This window comes from Aromatoleum evansii, from assembly GCF_012910805.1.
GTDB classification, from domain to species: domain Bacteria; phylum Pseudomonadota; class Gammaproteobacteria; order Burkholderiales; family Rhodocyclaceae; genus Aromatoleum; species Aromatoleum evansii.
This window is the reverse complement of the sequence record NZ_WTVK01000030.1, coordinates 29371-44424: the sequence shown is the minus strand read 5'-3', so window position 1 is coordinate 44424 and position 15054 is coordinate 29371. Positions and strand designations below refer to the sequence as shown.

General features: G+C 64.2%; 12 protein-coding genes and 1 tRNA gene. 7 read left to right on the top strand and 6 right to left on the bottom strand.

The annotated features are described in order from the left end of the window. Positions 1-51: 51 nt before the first annotated feature. From GO615_RS15990 to GO615_RS15975, 4 genes are all read right to left on the bottom strand, one after another. Positions 52-1557: an NAD(P)H-hydrate dehydratase gene (locus tag GO615_RS15990; protein ID WP_169129806.1), complete on the bottom strand. Its 1506-nt coding sequence runs from the start codon at positions 1555-1557 to the stop codon at positions 52-54. Between the two features lie 210 nt (positions 1558-1767). Further along, complete coding sequence (locus tag GO615_RS15985; protein WP_169129804.1) at positions 1768-3306, bottom strand: SpoVR family protein; 1539 nt, start codon at positions 3304-3306, stop codon at positions 1768-1770. Further along, entirely contained in the window at positions 3303-4571 is a 1269-nt protein-coding gene (locus GO615_RS15980; protein ID WP_169129803.1) for a YeaH/YhbH family protein, read from the bottom strand. Before GO615_RS15980 ends, GO615_RS15985 begins: the two co-directional genes overlap by 4 nt. Positions 4572-4631: 60 nt before the next feature. Continuing rightward, entirely contained in the window at positions 4632-6554 is a 1923-nt protein-coding gene (locus GO615_RS15975; RefSeq protein ID WP_169129802.1) for a PrkA family serine protein kinase, read from the bottom strand. 271 nt (positions 6555-6825) lie between these two features. On the opposite strand from GO615_RS15975, the gene tig reads away from it, so the two are divergent. From tig to GO615_RS15945, 6 genes are all read left to right on the top strand, one after another. Next, entirely contained in the window at positions 6826-8133 is a 1308-nt protein-coding gene (gene tig, locus GO615_RS15970) for a trigger factor (protein ID WP_169129801.1), read from the top strand. 19 nt (positions 8134-8152) lie between these two features. Then, positions 8153-8791 carry an ATP-dependent Clp endopeptidase proteolytic subunit ClpP gene (gene clpP / locus GO615_RS15965; protein WP_076601043.1) on the top strand — a complete coding sequence of 213 codons (639 nt, stop codon included), beginning with the start codon at positions 8153-8155 and terminating at the stop codon, positions 8789-8791. Positions 8792-8808: 17 nt separating this feature from the next. Continuing rightward, positions 8809-10077, top strand: a complete 1269-nt coding sequence (clpX, locus tag GO615_RS15960; RefSeq protein WP_169129800.1) for an ATP-dependent Clp protease ATP-binding subunit ClpX — start codon at positions 8809-8811, stop codon at positions 10075-10077. A gap of 87 nt (positions 10078-10164) precedes the next feature. Continuing rightward, positions 10165-12585, top strand: a complete 2421-nt coding sequence (gene lon / locus GO615_RS15955; protein ID WP_169129799.1) for an endopeptidase La — start codon at positions 10165-10167, stop codon at positions 12583-12585. A 202-nt stretch (positions 12586-12787) separates the two neighbouring features. Next, complete coding sequence (locus tag GO615_RS15950) at positions 12788-13060, top strand: HU family DNA-binding protein (RefSeq protein WP_169129798.1); 273 nt, start codon at positions 12788-12790, stop codon at positions 13058-13060. A gap of 37 nt (positions 13061-13097) precedes the next feature. Beyond that, a tRNA-Val gene (locus tag GO615_RS15945) sits at positions 13098-13173 on the top strand. Positions 13174-13361: 188 nt separating this feature from the next. Here GO615_RS15945 and alkB read toward each other — a convergent pair. Together alkB and GO615_RS15935 are read right to left on the bottom strand one after the other, a co-directional pair. Continuing rightward, positions 13362-14015 carry a DNA oxidative demethylase AlkB gene (gene alkB / locus GO615_RS15940; protein WP_169129797.1) on the bottom strand — a complete coding sequence of 218 codons (654 nt, stop codon included), beginning with the start codon at positions 14013-14015 and terminating at the stop codon, positions 13362-13364. A 76-nt stretch (positions 14016-14091) separates the two neighbouring features. After that, entirely contained in the window at positions 14092-14262 is a 171-nt protein-coding gene (locus GO615_RS15935) for a hypothetical protein (protein ID WP_169129796.1), read from the bottom strand. Positions 14263-14511: 249 nt separating this feature from the next. On the opposite strand from GO615_RS15935, the gene def reads away from it, so the two are divergent. Further along, positions 14512-15051, top strand: a complete 540-nt coding sequence (gene def, locus GO615_RS15930; protein WP_169129794.1) for a peptide deformylase — start codon at positions 14512-14514, stop codon at positions 15049-15051. The last annotated feature ends 3 nt before the right edge of the window (positions 15052-15054 follow it).

Below are 15054 nucleotides of genomic sequence, written 5' to 3'. Positions count from 1 at the left end.
GGAGACCCCCGGTTGTTCGTGGAAAATCACCGCCCGTGCTGTGCCGCGCACTCAGAGCCCCTTGGTCGCCTGGATAGTCCACGCATTGAAGATGCCGCGCGAAGCCTCCGCGACCTCGCTTGCCGTCAGGCCCACCGGGCCGATGCCTTCGCGTGCGAGCCTGTCGGCCGCTGCGCCATGCAAGTGTACTGCGGCGATGAGGCCGGACTCGGCCGGCCACCCTTGCGCGACGAGGCTCGCGATCAGCCCGGTGAGGACGTCGCCCATGCCGGCGCTGGCCATGCCGGGATGGCCCGTGCTGTTGATAAGCCAGCGGCCGTACGGCGTCGCGATCACGCTCCCGCTGCCCTTCAGGACTACCACCGCATTGAAGGTCCGGGCGATATCCAGTGCGCTCGCCACTCGATCGCTCTGGACGGCGGCAGTGTCCGAGCGCAGCAGGCGTCCTGCCTCGCCCGGGTGTGGCGTCATCAGCGTGGGCGCCTCGCGTGCAGCGACGAGCGAACGCAGGTTCTCCGAGGCGGCGACGATGTTGAGGGCGTCGGCGTCGAGTATCACGGGGCGCGCTTGCCGGATCGCCCGCTCAAGCAGAGTGGCGGCGACCTCGCCGTCACCCAGTCCCGGCCCCAGCGCGAGAACGGTTGCGTGCTCGATGACGTCGTCCGGACGCTGCAGCATCAGCTCGGGCTGGGTGAAGTCGACCGCAGGGGCCGCGTCGTCCACCAATCCCGCGAGCACGCGCCCGCAGCCCAGTTTTAGCGCCGCGCGTCCTGCGAGCAGGGCCGCGCCGGTCATGCCCCGCGCGCCGCCGATGATGCCGACGTCGCCATAACACCCCTTGTGGGTGTTCTGCAGGCGCTGTTTCAGGAAGGGCCTGAGGATGCCCGGCTGGATCTGCAGCCCCATGGGCGGCAGGTAGTTCGGCGGATCGATGTCCAGTCGGTGCACATTGACGACGCCGGCGATGTCCGGGCCGTCGTGTGTGAGAAGTCCCGGTTTTAGGGCCAGGAAGGTGAGCGTCGTCGTCGCATGGAAGACCGTGCCCAGCACCCGGCCCGTGTCGGCATCCAGTCCGCTCGGAATGTCGATCGCCAGCCGGGGGGCGTGCTGTGCGTTGAGCGCATCGATCCATTTGGCATGCCGTCCGGTGACCGGGCTGCGCAGTCCGATGCCGAACAGGGCGTCGACCACGAGCGCCCACCCATTCGCCGGTGCCGCGGGGAAGTCCGAGACCGTCTCGCCTCCGGCCGCGCGCCATGCTGCAAAGGCAGCCGCAGCGTCGCGGGGCAGCTTCGCCGCGTCGTCGGCAAAGGCGACCGTGACATTGCGTCCGGCCTGCAGCAGCCGGCGCGCCATCACGAAGCCGTCGCCGCCATTGTTGCCGGGGCCGCAAGCGATCAGCACATGGCCAGCGCGATCCTGCGTCAGCCGCACCGCTTCCTCCGCTGCGACGCGGCCGGCACGCTCCATCAGGCTAGGTTGCGCGTGCGGTGCGGCCAGTGCTTCGATCGTACGGATGCCGTCTACCGGGTAGATCGGTTTGGGCGGCAGGAACATGGAGCCTCCGACGGGAAGGGAAATGCCCGATTCTAGCCCCAGTCGGATTTATGACGTCAATGTGCAATCGGCAATGGCGGGTAAAAAGGCGTCATGGGAGCGCGTGCGCAAGCAGCCGCCAATCGCGTTCTCCCTGCATGCGGACGTCGATGCCCGCGCTTCCTCGTGAGGGAAGGGCGCCTCGCCGAGCCCTGCACGGGGCAGGCTCGTCTAGTTTTCGGCCTGCCCGCGTCGCTTCTCGAGGCGCGTCTCCTGCACCAGCTCCACCGTTCCGTCCTCATGCTGGCTCTCGAGTCGTACCGTGAAGCCCCACAGTCGCGCCATGTGCTTCATCACCTCGTCGATGTTCCCGCCCAGGGGGCGCTTGCGGTACTGCTGGTGACGCAGCGTCAGCGAGCGGTCGCCGCGCAGGTCCACGTTCCACACCTGGATGTTCGGCTCGCGGCTGCCCAGGTTGTACTGGTCGGAAAGGATCTCGCGCACTCGGCGGTAGCCCGTCTCATCGTGGATCGCCGAGACCTTGAGCTTCGCCTCGTGTTCGTCGTCGAGGATCGCGAACATGCGGAAATCGCGCATGATCTTGGGCGACAGGTATTGAGCGACGAAACTCTCGTCCTTGAAGTTCTTCATCGCGAAATCGAAGGTCTCGCGCCAGTCGCTGCCCGCGATGTCGGGAAACCAGGCCCGATCTTCCTCCGTCGGGTCATCGCAGATGCGCTTGATGTCCTGCCACATCGCAAATCCCAGCGCATAGGGGTTGATGCCGCTATACCAGCGATCGTTGTACGAAGGTTGGTACACCACGTTGGTATGCGACTGCAGGAACTCCAGCATGAAGCTGTCCGCCAGCAGGCCCTCGTCGTACAGCTTGTTGATCAGGGTGTAGTGCCAGAAGCACGCCCAGCCCTCGTTCATGACCTGGGTCTGGCGTTGCGGGAAGAAGTACTGCGCGATCTTGCGCACGATGCGCACGACTTCGCGCTGCCAGGGTTCCAGCAGCGGCGCGTGCTTCTCGACGAAGTAAAGCAGGTTCTCCTCGGGCTCGGGCGGAAAGCGGGGAGCGGCGATCTTTCCCGGCTTGGCGTCGTGGGCCGGCAGCGTCCGCCACAACTCGTTGACCTGGCTTTGCAGGTACTCCGTGCGCTCGGCCTGGCGCAGCTTCTCTTTTGCCAGCGACAGCTTCGGGGGGCGCTTGTAGCGATCCACGCCCAGGTTCATCAGCGCGTGACAGGAGTCGAGCAGCAACTCGACCTCCTCCTCGCCGTAGCGCTCCTCGCACTGCGCGATGTAGTTCCGCGCGAACACCAGATAATCGATGATTGCGTCCGCGTTCGTCCAGGTGCGGAAGAGGTAGTTGCCCTTGAAGAAGCTGTTGTGCCCGTAGGCCGCATGCGCGATCACCAGCGCCTGCATCGTCAGCGTGTTCTCCTCCATCAGGTACGCGATGCAGGGGTTCGAGTTGATGACGATCTCGTAGGCGAGCCCCATCTGGCCGCGCCGGTAACTCTTTTCCGTCGACAGGAAATGCTTGCCGAAGGACCAGTGGTGGTAGTTCACCGGCATGCCCACCGAGGCGTAGGCGTCCATCATCTGTTCCGAGGTGATCAGCTCGATCTGTGCCGGATAGGTGTCCAGGTCGAAATTCGCCGCCACGCGCGCGATCTCGGTGTGGTAGGCGTCGATGGCCTCGAACGTCCACTCGGACGTCGCCGGCAGCTGCTTGACCTTCTTTGAGGTGGCGCGCTTCATACGAAATTCTTCTTGAAGAGTTCGCGAAACACCGGATAGATGTCGGCCGGTTCCTCGATGCGCTGCAGGGCGAAGTTCTTGTGCTCGCCCGACAGCTTCTCATATTCCCGCCACAGGTTCTGCGGTTCGCCGGGGGTGATCTCGATGTACGCGAAGTACTGGCACCACGGCAGGATCTGCGAGCCCAGCAGTTCGCGACAGATCGGGGAGTCGTTGTCCCAGTTGTCGCCGTCCGAGGCCTGCGCGCCGTAGATGTTCCATGTGCCATGCGCGTAGCGTTCGGCAATCACCTCGTGCATCAGCTTCAATGCGCTCGAAACCACCGTCCCGCCGGACTCGCGCGAATGGAAGAACTCGTCCTCGTCCACTTCCTTCGCTACCGTGTGGTGACGGATGAAGACGACTTCGATCTGTTCGTAGGTGCGTGTGAGGAATAGGTACAGCAGCATGAAGAAGCGCTTCGCCGTGGCCTTCTTCTCCTCGTCCATCGAGCCGGAGACGTCCATCACGCAGAACATCACCGCCTGCGTCGTCGGCTTCGGCACGCGGATGCGGTTGTTGTAGCGCAGGTCGAAGCTGTCGATGAAGGGGATTGCCTCGATCTTCGCGCGCAGGCGCCCGATCTCGTCCTTGAGGTTCAGCGCTTCCTCGCAGTCCTCGCCCGACTCCTCGATGACCCTGTCCAGTTCCTTCTGCAGCTCGCGCAGCCGCGCGGAAAACGGCGAGCCGAGCGCCAGCCGGCGCCCCAGGGCGCCGCGCATCGAGCGCACGATGTTGATGTTCATCGGCGAGCCGTCCGACGTGAAGCCGGCGCGCTGGGTCTTGTAGTCCGAGATGCGCGCGAGCTGGGTGCGGACCAGGTTGGGCAGGGCAAGGTCGTCGAAGAAAATGTCGAGAAATTCCTCGCGCGACAGGTGGAACACGAAATCGTCTTCGCCTTCACCCTCGTTGCTCGCCTTGCCCTGGCCTCGTCCTCCGCCACCGCCGGATGGGGGGCGGTTGATCAGGTCGCCGCTGGCGAACTGGTCGTTGCCCGAAAAGACCTGTTCCCAGATGCCGCCGCGGCCGTGCTGGAACTGCGGCTCGCTCAGGTCCTTGGACGGGATCGTGATCTGCTCGCCGTTGTCGAGGTCGCGGATCGAGCGATCCTGGATCGCGTCGTTCACCGCGCGGCGAATCTGCTGCTTGAAGCGGCGCATGAAGCGCTGGCGATTGACCGCGCTTTTCTTCTTGCTGTCGAACCGTCGATCGATGATGCGCGTCATGTATGTCTCCGGCAGGGATGCGCAGCGCCGCCCGGACATGTCGTCCGGACGGCGCATCCGTCACGACGACTTGCGGACCCGCAGATACCACTCGCAGAGCAGCCGTACCTGCTTCTCGGTGTATCCCTTATCGATCATGCGATCGACGAAGTCCTGGTGCTTCTTCTGCTCGTCGGCGCTCGCCTTCGCGTTGAAGCTGATCACCGGCAGCAGCTCCTCGGTGTTCGAGAACATCTTCTTCTCGATCACGCCGCGCAGCTTTTCGTAGCTCGTCCAGCTCGGGTTCTTGCCGTCGTGTTTCGCCCTTGCGCGCAGCACGAAGTTCACCACCTCGTTGCGGAAGTCCTTCGGGTTGCTGATGCCGGCAGGCTTCTCGATCTTCTCGAGTTCGTCGTTGAGCGCCGAGCGGTCGAGGATCTCGCCGGTGTTCGGATCGCGGAACTCCTGGTCCTGGATCCAGAAGTCGGCGTAGGTCACGTAACGGTCGAAGATGTTCTGTCCGTACTCGGAGTAGCTTTCCAGGTAGGCCGTCTGGATCTCCTTGCCGATGAACTCGGCGTAGCGGGGCGCGAGGAACTCCTTGATGTAGCCCATGTAGCGCGCCTCGACTTCCGGCGCGTACTGTTCCTGCTCGATCTGCTGCTCGAGCACGTACATCAGATGCACCGGGTTCGCCGCCACCTCGCGGTGGTCGAAGTTGAACACCTTGGACAGCGCCTTGAAGGCGAAGCGTGTCGACAGCCCCGTCATGCCCTCATCGACACCGGCGTAGTCGCGATACTCCTGGAAGCTCTTCGCCTTCGGGTCGGTGTCCTTGAGGTTCTCGCCGTCATAGATGCGCATCTTCGAGTAGATGCTCGAGTTCTCCGGCTCCTTCAGGCGCGACAGCACGGCGAACTGCGCCATCATGCGCAGCGTGTCGGGCGCGCACGGCGCGTCCGCCAGCGAGCTCTCGACGAGCAACTTCTCGTAGATATGCACCTCGTCGGACACGCGCAGGCAGTACGGCACCTTCACCGTGTAGATGCGGTCGAGGAAGGCCTCGTTGTTGCGGTTGTTCTTGAAAGCGACCCACTCGGACTCGTTCGAGTGCGCCATCACGATGCCGTCGAACGGGATCGCGCCGAAACCCTCGGTGCCCTTGTAGTTGCCTTCCTGCGTCGCAGTCAGCAGCGGGTGCAGCACCTTGATCGGCGCCTTGAACATCTCCACGAATTCCAGCAGGCCGCGGTTCGCGAGGCACAGGCCACCCGAATAGCTGTAGGCGTCCGGATCGTCCTGCGAGTACTGCTCGAGCTTGCGGATGTCGATCTTGCCGACCAGCGAGGAGATGTCCTGGTTGTTCTCGTCGCCCGGCTCGGTCTTGGCGACCGCCGTCTGCTTCAGCACCGACGGGCGCAGCTTGACGACGCGGAACTTCGTGATGTCGCCGCCGAACTCGTGCAGCCGCTTGACCGCCCACGGGCTCATGATCGTGTTGAGGTAGCGTTTCGGGATGCCGAAATCATCCTCGAGCAGGCGGCCGTCCTCGTTCAGATCGAACAGACCCAGCGGCGACTCATGCACCGGCGACCCCTTGATCGCGTAGAAGGGTACCTTCTCGATCAGCGATTTCAGCTTCTCCGCCAGCGACGACTTGCCGCCGCCGACCGGGCCGAGGAGGTAGAGGATCTGCTTCTTCTCCTCCAGGCCCTGCGCTGCATGGCGGAAATACGAGACGATGTGCTCGATGACCTCCTCCATGCCGTAGAAGTCGCGGAAGGCCGGGTAGATCTTGAGCACCTTGTTCGAGAAGATGCGCGACAGGCGGGGATCCAGGCGGGTGTCGACCAGTTCCGGCTCGCCGATCGCCATCAGCATCCGTTCGGCGGCGGTTGCATAGGCCGAACGATCCGACCGGCACAACTCCAGGTACTCCTGGATGGACATCTCCTCTTCGCGGGCCGCCTCGAAGCGGGCCTGATAGGCATTGAAGATCGTCATCTGGATTCCTCCTGTCTGGGTCAAGCCGTTCGCCGACACCCGTCAGAGGGCGCTCGCCGGCCCAAGTTCCGTGGTTTTTCTCATTCCATGCGCAAGTTCTCAGGCTTCATTTTGCGGCCTTAAGGACTCTGGAAGGAAGGGGCTCCTGCTGTGCTAGAATCGAAAACCTACTTTTTACGCGCTCCGTTCGCCCGTTTCGGTCGGGCAGGCCTCGCCGGGATCCGGCGGGTGCTCCGTGAGCAAACTTTGACTTGTCAGGGATCGTTACTTAATGCAGACCAACCAGGAAACGCTGGGCGCGCTGGAGCGCCGCATCGACATGTCCGTGTCCATGGCCGAGATCGACAAGGAAGTCGACGCTCGCCTCAAGCGCATGGCGCGTACCGTGAAGATGCCGGGTTTCCGGCCTGGCAAGGTGCCGCTCAAGATCGTCGCCCAGACCTACGAGTCGCAGGCGCGCTCGGAGGCGATCGGTGCTGCGGTCGAAAAGGCGTTCGGCGACTCCGTGCGCGAACAGAACCTGCGCGTCGCCGGCTACCCCCGCATCGAGCCGAAGGACGCCGCGGCCGAGGGCACGCTGTCGTTCAGCGCCGTGTTCGAAGTCTATCCGCAGGTGGAGCTGGGCGACCTGTCGCAGAGCAAGATCGAGCGTCCGGTGCTGTCGGTCGGCGATGCCGAAGTCGACAAGACCATCGAAGTGCTGCGCAAGCAGCGCACCCGTTTCGAGACCGCCGAGCGCGCCGCCGCTGACGGCGACCGCGTCGTGATCGACTTCGCCGGCCGCAAGGACGGCGAGCTGTTCGACGGCGGCCAGGCGCAGGACTTCCCCTTCGTCATCGGCGCGGGCTCGATGCTCAAGGATTTCGAGACGGCCGTGACCGGTCTTGCTGCTGGCGAAAGCAAGACTTTCGACATGACCTTCCCCGAGGATTACCACGCGGCTAACCTCGCCGGCCAGACGGTCCAGTTCGAAGTCACCGTGAAGCGCGTCGAAGCAGCCGTGCTGCCGGAGGTCGATGCCGACCTCGCCCGTGCGCTGGGCGTTGCCGACGGCGACGTCGCCAAGCTGCGCGACGAAGTGCGCGCCAACCTCGAGCGCGAAGTGAAGCGCCGCATCCAGGCCAAGATCAAGGAACAGGTCATGGACGCGCTGCTGGCGGCCAACCCGATCGAAGTGCCGAAGGCGCTGATCGACGCCGAGAGCCGTCAGCTGGCCGAGAACGCCAAGCGTGACCTCGAGATGCGCGGCATGAAGACCAAGGACATCCCGGTCGAGCCCGCCTGGTTTGCCGATCAGGCCGTGCGCCGCGTCAAACTGGGCCTGATCATGGCTGAACTCGTGAAGGCGAAGGAACTCTACGCCAAGCCGGAGCAGGTGCGCGCACTGGTCGAGGAGATGGCCCAGAGCTACGAAGATCCGTCGGAACTGGTACGCTGGTATTACGCGCAGCCGGAGCGCCTCGCGCAGGCCGAGGCCGTCGTGATCGAGGACAACGTGGTCGAGTGGGTCAGCTCGCAGGCCCAGACCAGTGATAACGCGGTTTCGTTCGACGAACTGATGGGTAACAACGCGGCCTGATGCCGCAAAGGTCCAAGGAATGAGCAACATGGCGCCACATTCGGGCAGCAGCTGGGATCCGGTCGGCCTCGGCCTGGTTCCGATGGTGGTTGAACAGAGCGGTCGGGGCGAACGCGCCTACGACATCTATTCACGCCTCCTGAAGGAGCGCGTGGTGTTTCTGGTCGGTCCGGTGAACGACGTCACCGCCAACCTGATCGTGGCGCAATTGCTCTTCCTTGAGTCCGAGAACCCGGACAAGGACATCTTCTTCTACATCAACTCCCCCGGGGGTTCGGTGTCGGCGGGGATGGCGATCTACGACACCATGCAGTTCATCAAACCCGACGTCAGCACGCTGTGCATCGGGCAGGCCGCGAGCATGGGTTCCTTCCTGCTCGCCGCCGGCGCGAAGGGCAAGCGCTTCTGCCTGCCCAACTCCCGCGTCATGATTCACCAGCCGCTGGGTGGTTTCCAGGGCCAGGCGTCTGACATCGAGATCCATGCCCGCGAGATCCTCAACATCCGGGCTCGACTCAACGAAATGCTCGCGAAGCACACCGGGCAGGCCATCGAGCGGATCGAGAAGGACACGGATCGCGACAACTTCATGTCGGCCAAGGATGCAATGGAGTACGGCATCGTGGACAAGGTCCTGACGACCCGCTCCGAAGCCTGACATACGAGAGGAAGACCATGACGGATAAGAAGGCGGGCGGCGAAAAGCTGCTGTACTGCTCGTTCTGCGGAAAGAGCCAGCATGAGGTTCGCAAACTCATTGCGGGACCGTCGGTCTTTATCTGCGACGAGTGCATCGAGCTGTGCAACGACATCATCCGTGATGAGATCGCACAGTCGGCCGAGGCGGAAGGCGGCAGCAGCAGCCTGCCGACGCCGGCCGAGATCTGCGAGATCCTCAACCAGTACGTGATCGGCCAGCAACAGGCCAAGCGCAACCTGGCCGTCGCGGTGTACAACCACTACAAGCGCCTGCGCCACATTTCGGGGCGCAAGGACGACGTCGAGCTGTCGAAGAGCAACATCCTGCTGATCGGGCCGACCGGCTCCGGCAAGACGCTGCTCGCGCAGACGCTCGCGCGCCTGCTCAACGTGCCGTTCGTGATGGCGGATGCAACGACGCTCACCGAAGCCGGCTACGTCGGCGAGGACGTCGAGAACATCATCCAGAAGCTGCTGCAGAAGTGCGACTACGACGTCGACAAGGCGCAGCACGGCATCGTCTACATCGACGAGATCGACAAGATCTCGCGCAAGTCGGACAACCCCTCGATCACGCGCGACGTGTCCGGCGAGGGCGTGCAGCAGGCCCTGCTGAAGCTGATCGAAGGCACCGTGGCCTCGATTCCGCCGCAGGGCGGGCGCAAGCATCCCAACCAGGATTTCATCCAGGTCGATACCACCAACATCCTCTTCATCTGCGGCGGCGCGTTCGACGGCCTCGAGAAGGTCATCCGCAACCGCACGGAGAAGATCGGCATCGGATTCGGCGCGGAGATCAAGAGCCGCCAGGGGCGCGACCTCACCGAGTCCTTCCGCCAGGTCGAACCCGAGGATCTGGTCAAGTTCGGCCTGATCCCGGAATTCGTCGGCCGCCTGCCGGTCGTTGCCACCTTGCAGGAACTCGACGAGGCGGCGCTGATCCAGATTCTCGTCGAGCCCAAGAACGCGCTGGTGAAGCAATACCAGAAGCTGTTCTCCATGGAAGGCGTCGAACTCGAAATCCGTCCGGCGGCACTGCACGCCGTGGCGCGCAAGGCGATCCGCCGCAAGACCGGCGCGCGCGGCCTGCGTTCGATCCTCGAGGGGGCGCTGCTGGACATCATGTACGATTTGCCCACCATGAAAGGGGTGGAGAAGGTGGTCGTCGACGAAGGCACCATCGAAGAAGGCGCCCAGCCGCTGTTGATCTACGCGGACCAACAGAAAGTGTCGGGTTCCAACTAAAACCGAAATCGGTTCTAGGCGCCGCTTGATATTTCATGGTCGGGCCCCCATGTGGGCCTGACCAATCCTTTCGAGGTAAAAACAATCATGTCAGGCCCGCTTGACCTCCCCCACGAGCAAATGGAACTGCCGCTGCTGCCGCTGCGCGACGTAGTGGTGTTCCCGCACATGGTGATTCCGCTCTTCGTGGGTCGCCCCAAGTCCATCAAGGCACTCGAGAACGCCATGGAGGCGGGCAAGGGCATCCTCCTGGTGGCGCAGAAATCCGCCGCCAAGGACGAGCCGTCGGCCGAAGACCTCTACGAGATCGGCTGCATCGCCAACATCCTGCAGATGCTCAAGCTGCCCGACGGCACCATCAAGGTGCTGGTCGAAGGCGTGCAGCGGGCGCGTGTCGATTCGGTCGAGGACCTGCGCAGCGTGTTCGTGGCCAAGGTCACCCCGGTGCCGGTGCCCGAGACCGACAACAACGAACTCGAAGCGATGCGCCGCGCGATCATCGCCCAGTTCGACCAGTACGTTAAGCTGAACAAGAAGATCCCGCCGGAGATCCTTGCGTCCCTGTCCGGGATCGATGATGCCGGCCGGCTCGCGGATACCATCGCCGCCCACCTGCCGCTCAAGCTCGAGCAGAAGCAGGAAGTGCTGGAGATGGCCGACACCGGCGATCGCCTGGAGCGCCTGCTGTCCCAGCTCGAGACCGAGCTCGACATCCTGCAGGTCGAAAAGCGCATCCGTGGCCGCGTCAAGCGCCAGATGGAGAAGAGCCAGCGCGAGTACTACCTGAACGAACAGGTCAAGGCGATCCAGAAGGAACTCGGGGAAGGCGAGGAGGGTGCCGACCTCGAGGAGATGGACAAGAAGATCAAGGCCGCGGGCATGCCCAAGGAGGCGCTCGCGAAGGCGCAGGCGGAGTTCAAGAAGCTGCGCCTGATGTCCCCGATGTCGGCCGAAGCGACCGTCGTGCGCAACTACATCGACACGCTGGTCGGCCTGCCATGGAAGAAGAAGTCGCGTGTGAGCCGCGACCTTGCCGAGGCGGAGAAGATCCTCGACAAGGATCACTACGGTCTCGAGCGGGTGAAGGAACGCATCCTCGAATATCTTGCGGTCCAGCAGCGGGTCGACAAGGTCAAGGCGCCGATCCTGTGCCTCGTCGGCCCCCCGGGCGTCGGCAAGACCTCGCTCGGCCAGTCGATCGCCAAGTCGACGAACCGCAAGTTCATCCGCATGGCGCTGGGCGGCGTGCGTGACGAGGCCGAGATCCGTGGCCACCGTCGCACCTACATCGGCTCGATGCCGGGCAAGATCCTGCAGAACATGAGCAAGGTCGGGGTGAAGAACCCGCTGTTCCTGCTCGACGAGGTGGACAAGCTCGGCATGGACTTCCGCGGCGATCCGAGCTCGGCACTGCTCGAAGTGCTCGACCCCGAGCAGAACCACACCTTCCAGGATCACTACATCGAGGTCGATTTCGACCTGTCGGACGTGATGTTCGTGGCGACGGCGAACACCCTCAACATCCCGGCGGCGCTGCTCGACCGGATGGAGGTGATCCGCCTGTCCGGCTACACGGAAGACGAGAAGGTCAACATCGCGCTGCGCTATCTGCTGCCCAAGCAGATGAAGAACAACGGCCTCAAGCGCGACGAGCTGTCGGTGACCGAGGAAGCGCTGCGCGACGTGTGCCGCTACTACACCCGTGAGGCGGGCGTGCGCAGCATGGAGCGCGAGATCTCCAAGATCTGCCGCAAGGTGGTGAAGTCGCTGGTGCTGAAGAAGCGCACCAGCAAGGTGGTCGTCAACGCGAAGAATCTCGACAAGTACCTGGGCGTGCGCAAGTACTCCTTCGGCATGGCCGAGAAGGAAAACCAGATCGGCCAGGTGACGGGCCTAGCCTGGACCGAGGTCGGCGGCGAGCTGCTGACCGTGGAAGCAGTCGCGCTGCCGGGCAAGGGCAAGGTCATGACGACCGGCAAGCTCGGCGAGGTGATGCAGGAGTCGATCCAGGCGGCGCTGTCGGTGGTGCGCAAGCGTTCGCGCTCGCTGGGCATCCAGGAAGACTTCTACCAGAAGAGCGACATCCACATCCACCTGCCGGAAGGCGCGATTCCGAAGGACGGTCCGTCGGCGGGCATCGCGATCTGCTCCGCGCTGGTGTCGGTGCTCTCGGGCATTCCGGTGCGTTGCGACGTTGCGATGACCGGGGAAATCACGCTCCGCGGCGAAGTGCTGCCGATCGGCGGTCTCAAGGAGAAGTTGCTCGCAGCGGTGCGCGGCGGAATCCGCGTGGCGCTGATCCCTGAAGAGAACGTGAAGGATCTCGTGGAAATTCCCGAGAACATCAAGAACGCGCTCGAGGTGATCCCCGTGCGCTGGATCGACCAGGTGCTCGAGCATGCCCTCGAGCGCACGCCTCAGCCCCTGCCCGAGGCCGTGGTCGAGGAGACGCCGCCGGCGGACTCCGCCGAGGGCAGCGCGAGCGGCAAGACCGTCCGCGCACACTGAGAGCGAGGGACGGGTCCCCGAGTCCCGCGTCGAATACGCGCTGCAACGATGTAAATCGCTGCAGCGCGTATTGACACCCCGGAAGACCGCGCGATATAAAGGCCGTGCTTCTCGCAACGCATTTGGAATCGCCCTGAATGCGGCTCCGGCTGTGGGTTTGCGCATTTCGGGTCATCGCTCTCATATCCAGAAGGGGACTTAAGTGAATAAATCCGAACTGATCGACCAAATCGCCTCGGGAGCAGAGTTGTCGAAGGCGGCCGCGGGCAAGGCGCTCGATGCTGCGATTGCGGCGGTCAAGGACGCGCTTCAGGCGGGCGACTCCGTGACCCTCGTCGGGTTCGGCACCTTCCATGTTGGCGAGCGTGCGGCGCGCACCGGACGGAATCCGCGTACCGGCAAGAACATCAAGATCAAGGCGGCGAAGGTTCCGAAATTCAGGGCTGGCAAGGCCCTGAAAGATGCAGTAAACTGACGGACTTTGCTGGAAGGGCCAAGTACCCGTCCAGTACGGGTGCTTAGCTCAGTTGGTAGAGCGCCTCCCTTACAAGGAGGATGTCAGCGGTTCGACCCCGTTAGCACCCACCAGAACATCAGCCACCAGGTGGCAAGCTGCACGAGAAACCCGCTCGGCTTTAGGCCCGGCGGGTTTTTTTACGTCTGGCGGTGTGGTTGCGGATTTCCCTGGCGGGCGATCGGTGCCGGTACACCTGACGGTACTCCGATAAGCTCGATGTGCCCGGCGTCGATGGTGCTCCGCGCGACGTTGCGGCCGCTCAGGCTGTCTTGCGGAAGGTCAGGTTGATGCGCTGGCGGCCGAGCAGTGCGTGAGCGCCCTCCTTGACGGGGAGGATGCCGTGGAAGCGCAGCCGGGACGGGCCGCCCCACACCACGACGTCACCGTGCAGGAGGAGCACGCGTTCGGCGCGGTCGCTGCGATTCGGGCCGCCGAACAGGAAGATCGCCGGCAGGCCGAGCGATACCGAGACGATGGGGGCCGACAGGTCGCGTTCGTCGCGGTCCTGATGCAGGGACATCCGGGCGCCGGGCTCGTAGCGGTTGATGAGGCAGGCGTCGGGAACGAATCCTGCAAACCCGGCCTCGGCGGCGGCATCCGCGGCGAGTCGGAGGAAGGCGCCGGGCATGGGCGGCCAAGGCTTGCCGCTGTCGGGATCGACGGCTTGGTAACGATAGCCGCGGCGGTCCGATACCCAGCCGAGCGGGCCGCAGTTGGTCATCGCGGCGGACATGCGCTGACCGCCAGGCGTGAGCATGTGACGAAACGGGGCGCGAGCGCAGATTGCGTCGATCTCGGCGACAAGGCCCTCGGCCTGGTTGCGGGCGAAGCCGCGCAGCACCAGCGCGCCCGGTGCCAGCGCTTCGCGGCCGGTGGGGGCTTCGTCGCCATGATCGAAGAGGTCGGGCGTCATCCGGACGATTCGTCGTGAAGCGCGGGGGTTGCGCGCAGGCGCCGCTGATCGGTGTGGGCGATGGTAGCGCAGAAGGTCAGTTCGCGCCGATCCCTGCGTCGGCTGCGCTGCGGTTGCGCCAGTCGGTGAACCAGCTGGCAAACACAGCCTCGACCGCGGCATCGTCGGCCTGTGCTTCGCGGCCGGGGGCGGGGTTGTCATCGAGGTCGATCACCTCGCAGTCGTATTCCAGATATTCGATGTCCATCTTCGGCTCCTCGTCCGTTCGTACCAAACGGTTCGGACATGGGATCAGCTTATCGCCGCGAAGCGGCTGTCGCTGCGTCGATAAGCGTTGGGAAAACCGCTCAATTCGGGGCGATCGCGCCGTCGGAGCCGCGGCCGGGAGGGCGGAGGCGGCTTTGATGCGGATCGGGCTCGTCGTACCATTGCGCGCGGGCCGGCGGTCGTGCGGCCGGCGTCCATCACGTCGAAACCGTTCGGGAGCGTGTAATCCATGGCAGTCAGATCCATCCTCCGCATGGGCGATCCGCGCCTGCTCCAGGCGGCCGAGCCGGTGCGCGCGTTCGCCACGCGGGAACTCGATGCGCTGATCGCCGACATGTTCGACACGATGGCCGCCGCGGGGGGCGTCGGGCTGGCGGCTCCGCAGATCGGGGTGGGGCTGCAGGTGGTGATCTTCGGCTTCGAGCACAGCGATCGTTATCCGGAGGCGCCGCCGGTGCCGCGCACGATCCTCGTGAATCCGGTCATCACGCCGCTGGACGGCGACGAGGAGGAGGGCTGGGAAGGTTGCCTGTCCGTGCCGGGGTTGCGCGGGGTGGTGCCGCGCTACCGGCGTATCCGCTACCAGGGGCGCGCGCCGGACGGCAGCCGGATCGACCGCAGTGTGGACGGGTTTCACGCGCGGGTCGTGCAGCACGAATGCGATCATCTAGCGGGCGTGCTGTACCCGATGCGCATGCGCGACTTGAGCAGGTTCGGCTTTGCCGACGTGTTGTTCCCGGATTCGGGAGACGATCCGGGGGCAGAATGAGTG

What these genes read in the sequence shown, in the direction of transcription:
- GO615_RS15985 (WP_169129804.1), bottom strand. Translation starts at nt 3,306, where the DNA reads ATGAAGCGCGCCACCTCAAAGAAGGTCAAGCAGCTGCCGGCGACGTCC.
- GO615_RS15990 (WP_169129806.1), bottom strand. Translation starts at nt 1,557, where the DNA reads ATGTTCCTGCCGCCCAAACCGATCTACCCGGTAGACGGCATCCGTACG.
- tig (WP_169129801.1), top strand. Translation starts at nt 6,826, where the DNA reads ATGCAGACCAACCAGGAAACGCTGGGCGCGCTGGAGCGCCGCATCGAC.
- clpX (WP_169129800.1), top strand. Translation starts at nt 8,809, where the DNA reads ATGACGGATAAGAAGGCGGGCGGCGAAAAGCTGCTGTACTGCTCGTTC.
- GO615_RS15935 (WP_169129796.1), bottom strand. Translation starts at nt 14,262, where the DNA reads ATGGACATCGAATATCTGGAATACGACTGCGAGGTGATCGACCTCGAT.
- alkB (WP_169129797.1), bottom strand. Translation starts at nt 14,015, where the DNA reads ATGACGCCCGACCTCTTCGATCATGGCGACGAAGCCCCCACCGGCCGC.
- GO615_RS15980 (WP_169129803.1), bottom strand. Translation starts at nt 4,571, where the DNA reads ATGACGCGCATCATCGATCGACGGTTCGACAGCAAGAAGAAAAGCGCG.
- clpP (WP_076601043.1), top strand. Translation starts at nt 8,153, where the DNA reads ATGAGCAACATGGCGCCACATTCGGGCAGCAGCTGGGATCCGGTCGGC.
- lon (WP_169129799.1), top strand. Translation starts at nt 10,165, where the DNA reads ATGTCAGGCCCGCTTGACCTCCCCCACGAGCAAATGGAACTGCCGCTG.
- GO615_RS15975 (WP_169129802.1), bottom strand. Translation starts at nt 6,554, where the DNA reads ATGACGATCTTCAATGCCTATCAGGCCCGCTTCGAGGCGGCCCGCGAA.
- def (WP_169129794.1), top strand. Translation starts at nt 14,512, where the DNA reads ATGGCAGTCAGATCCATCCTCCGCATGGGCGATCCGCGCCTGCTCCAG.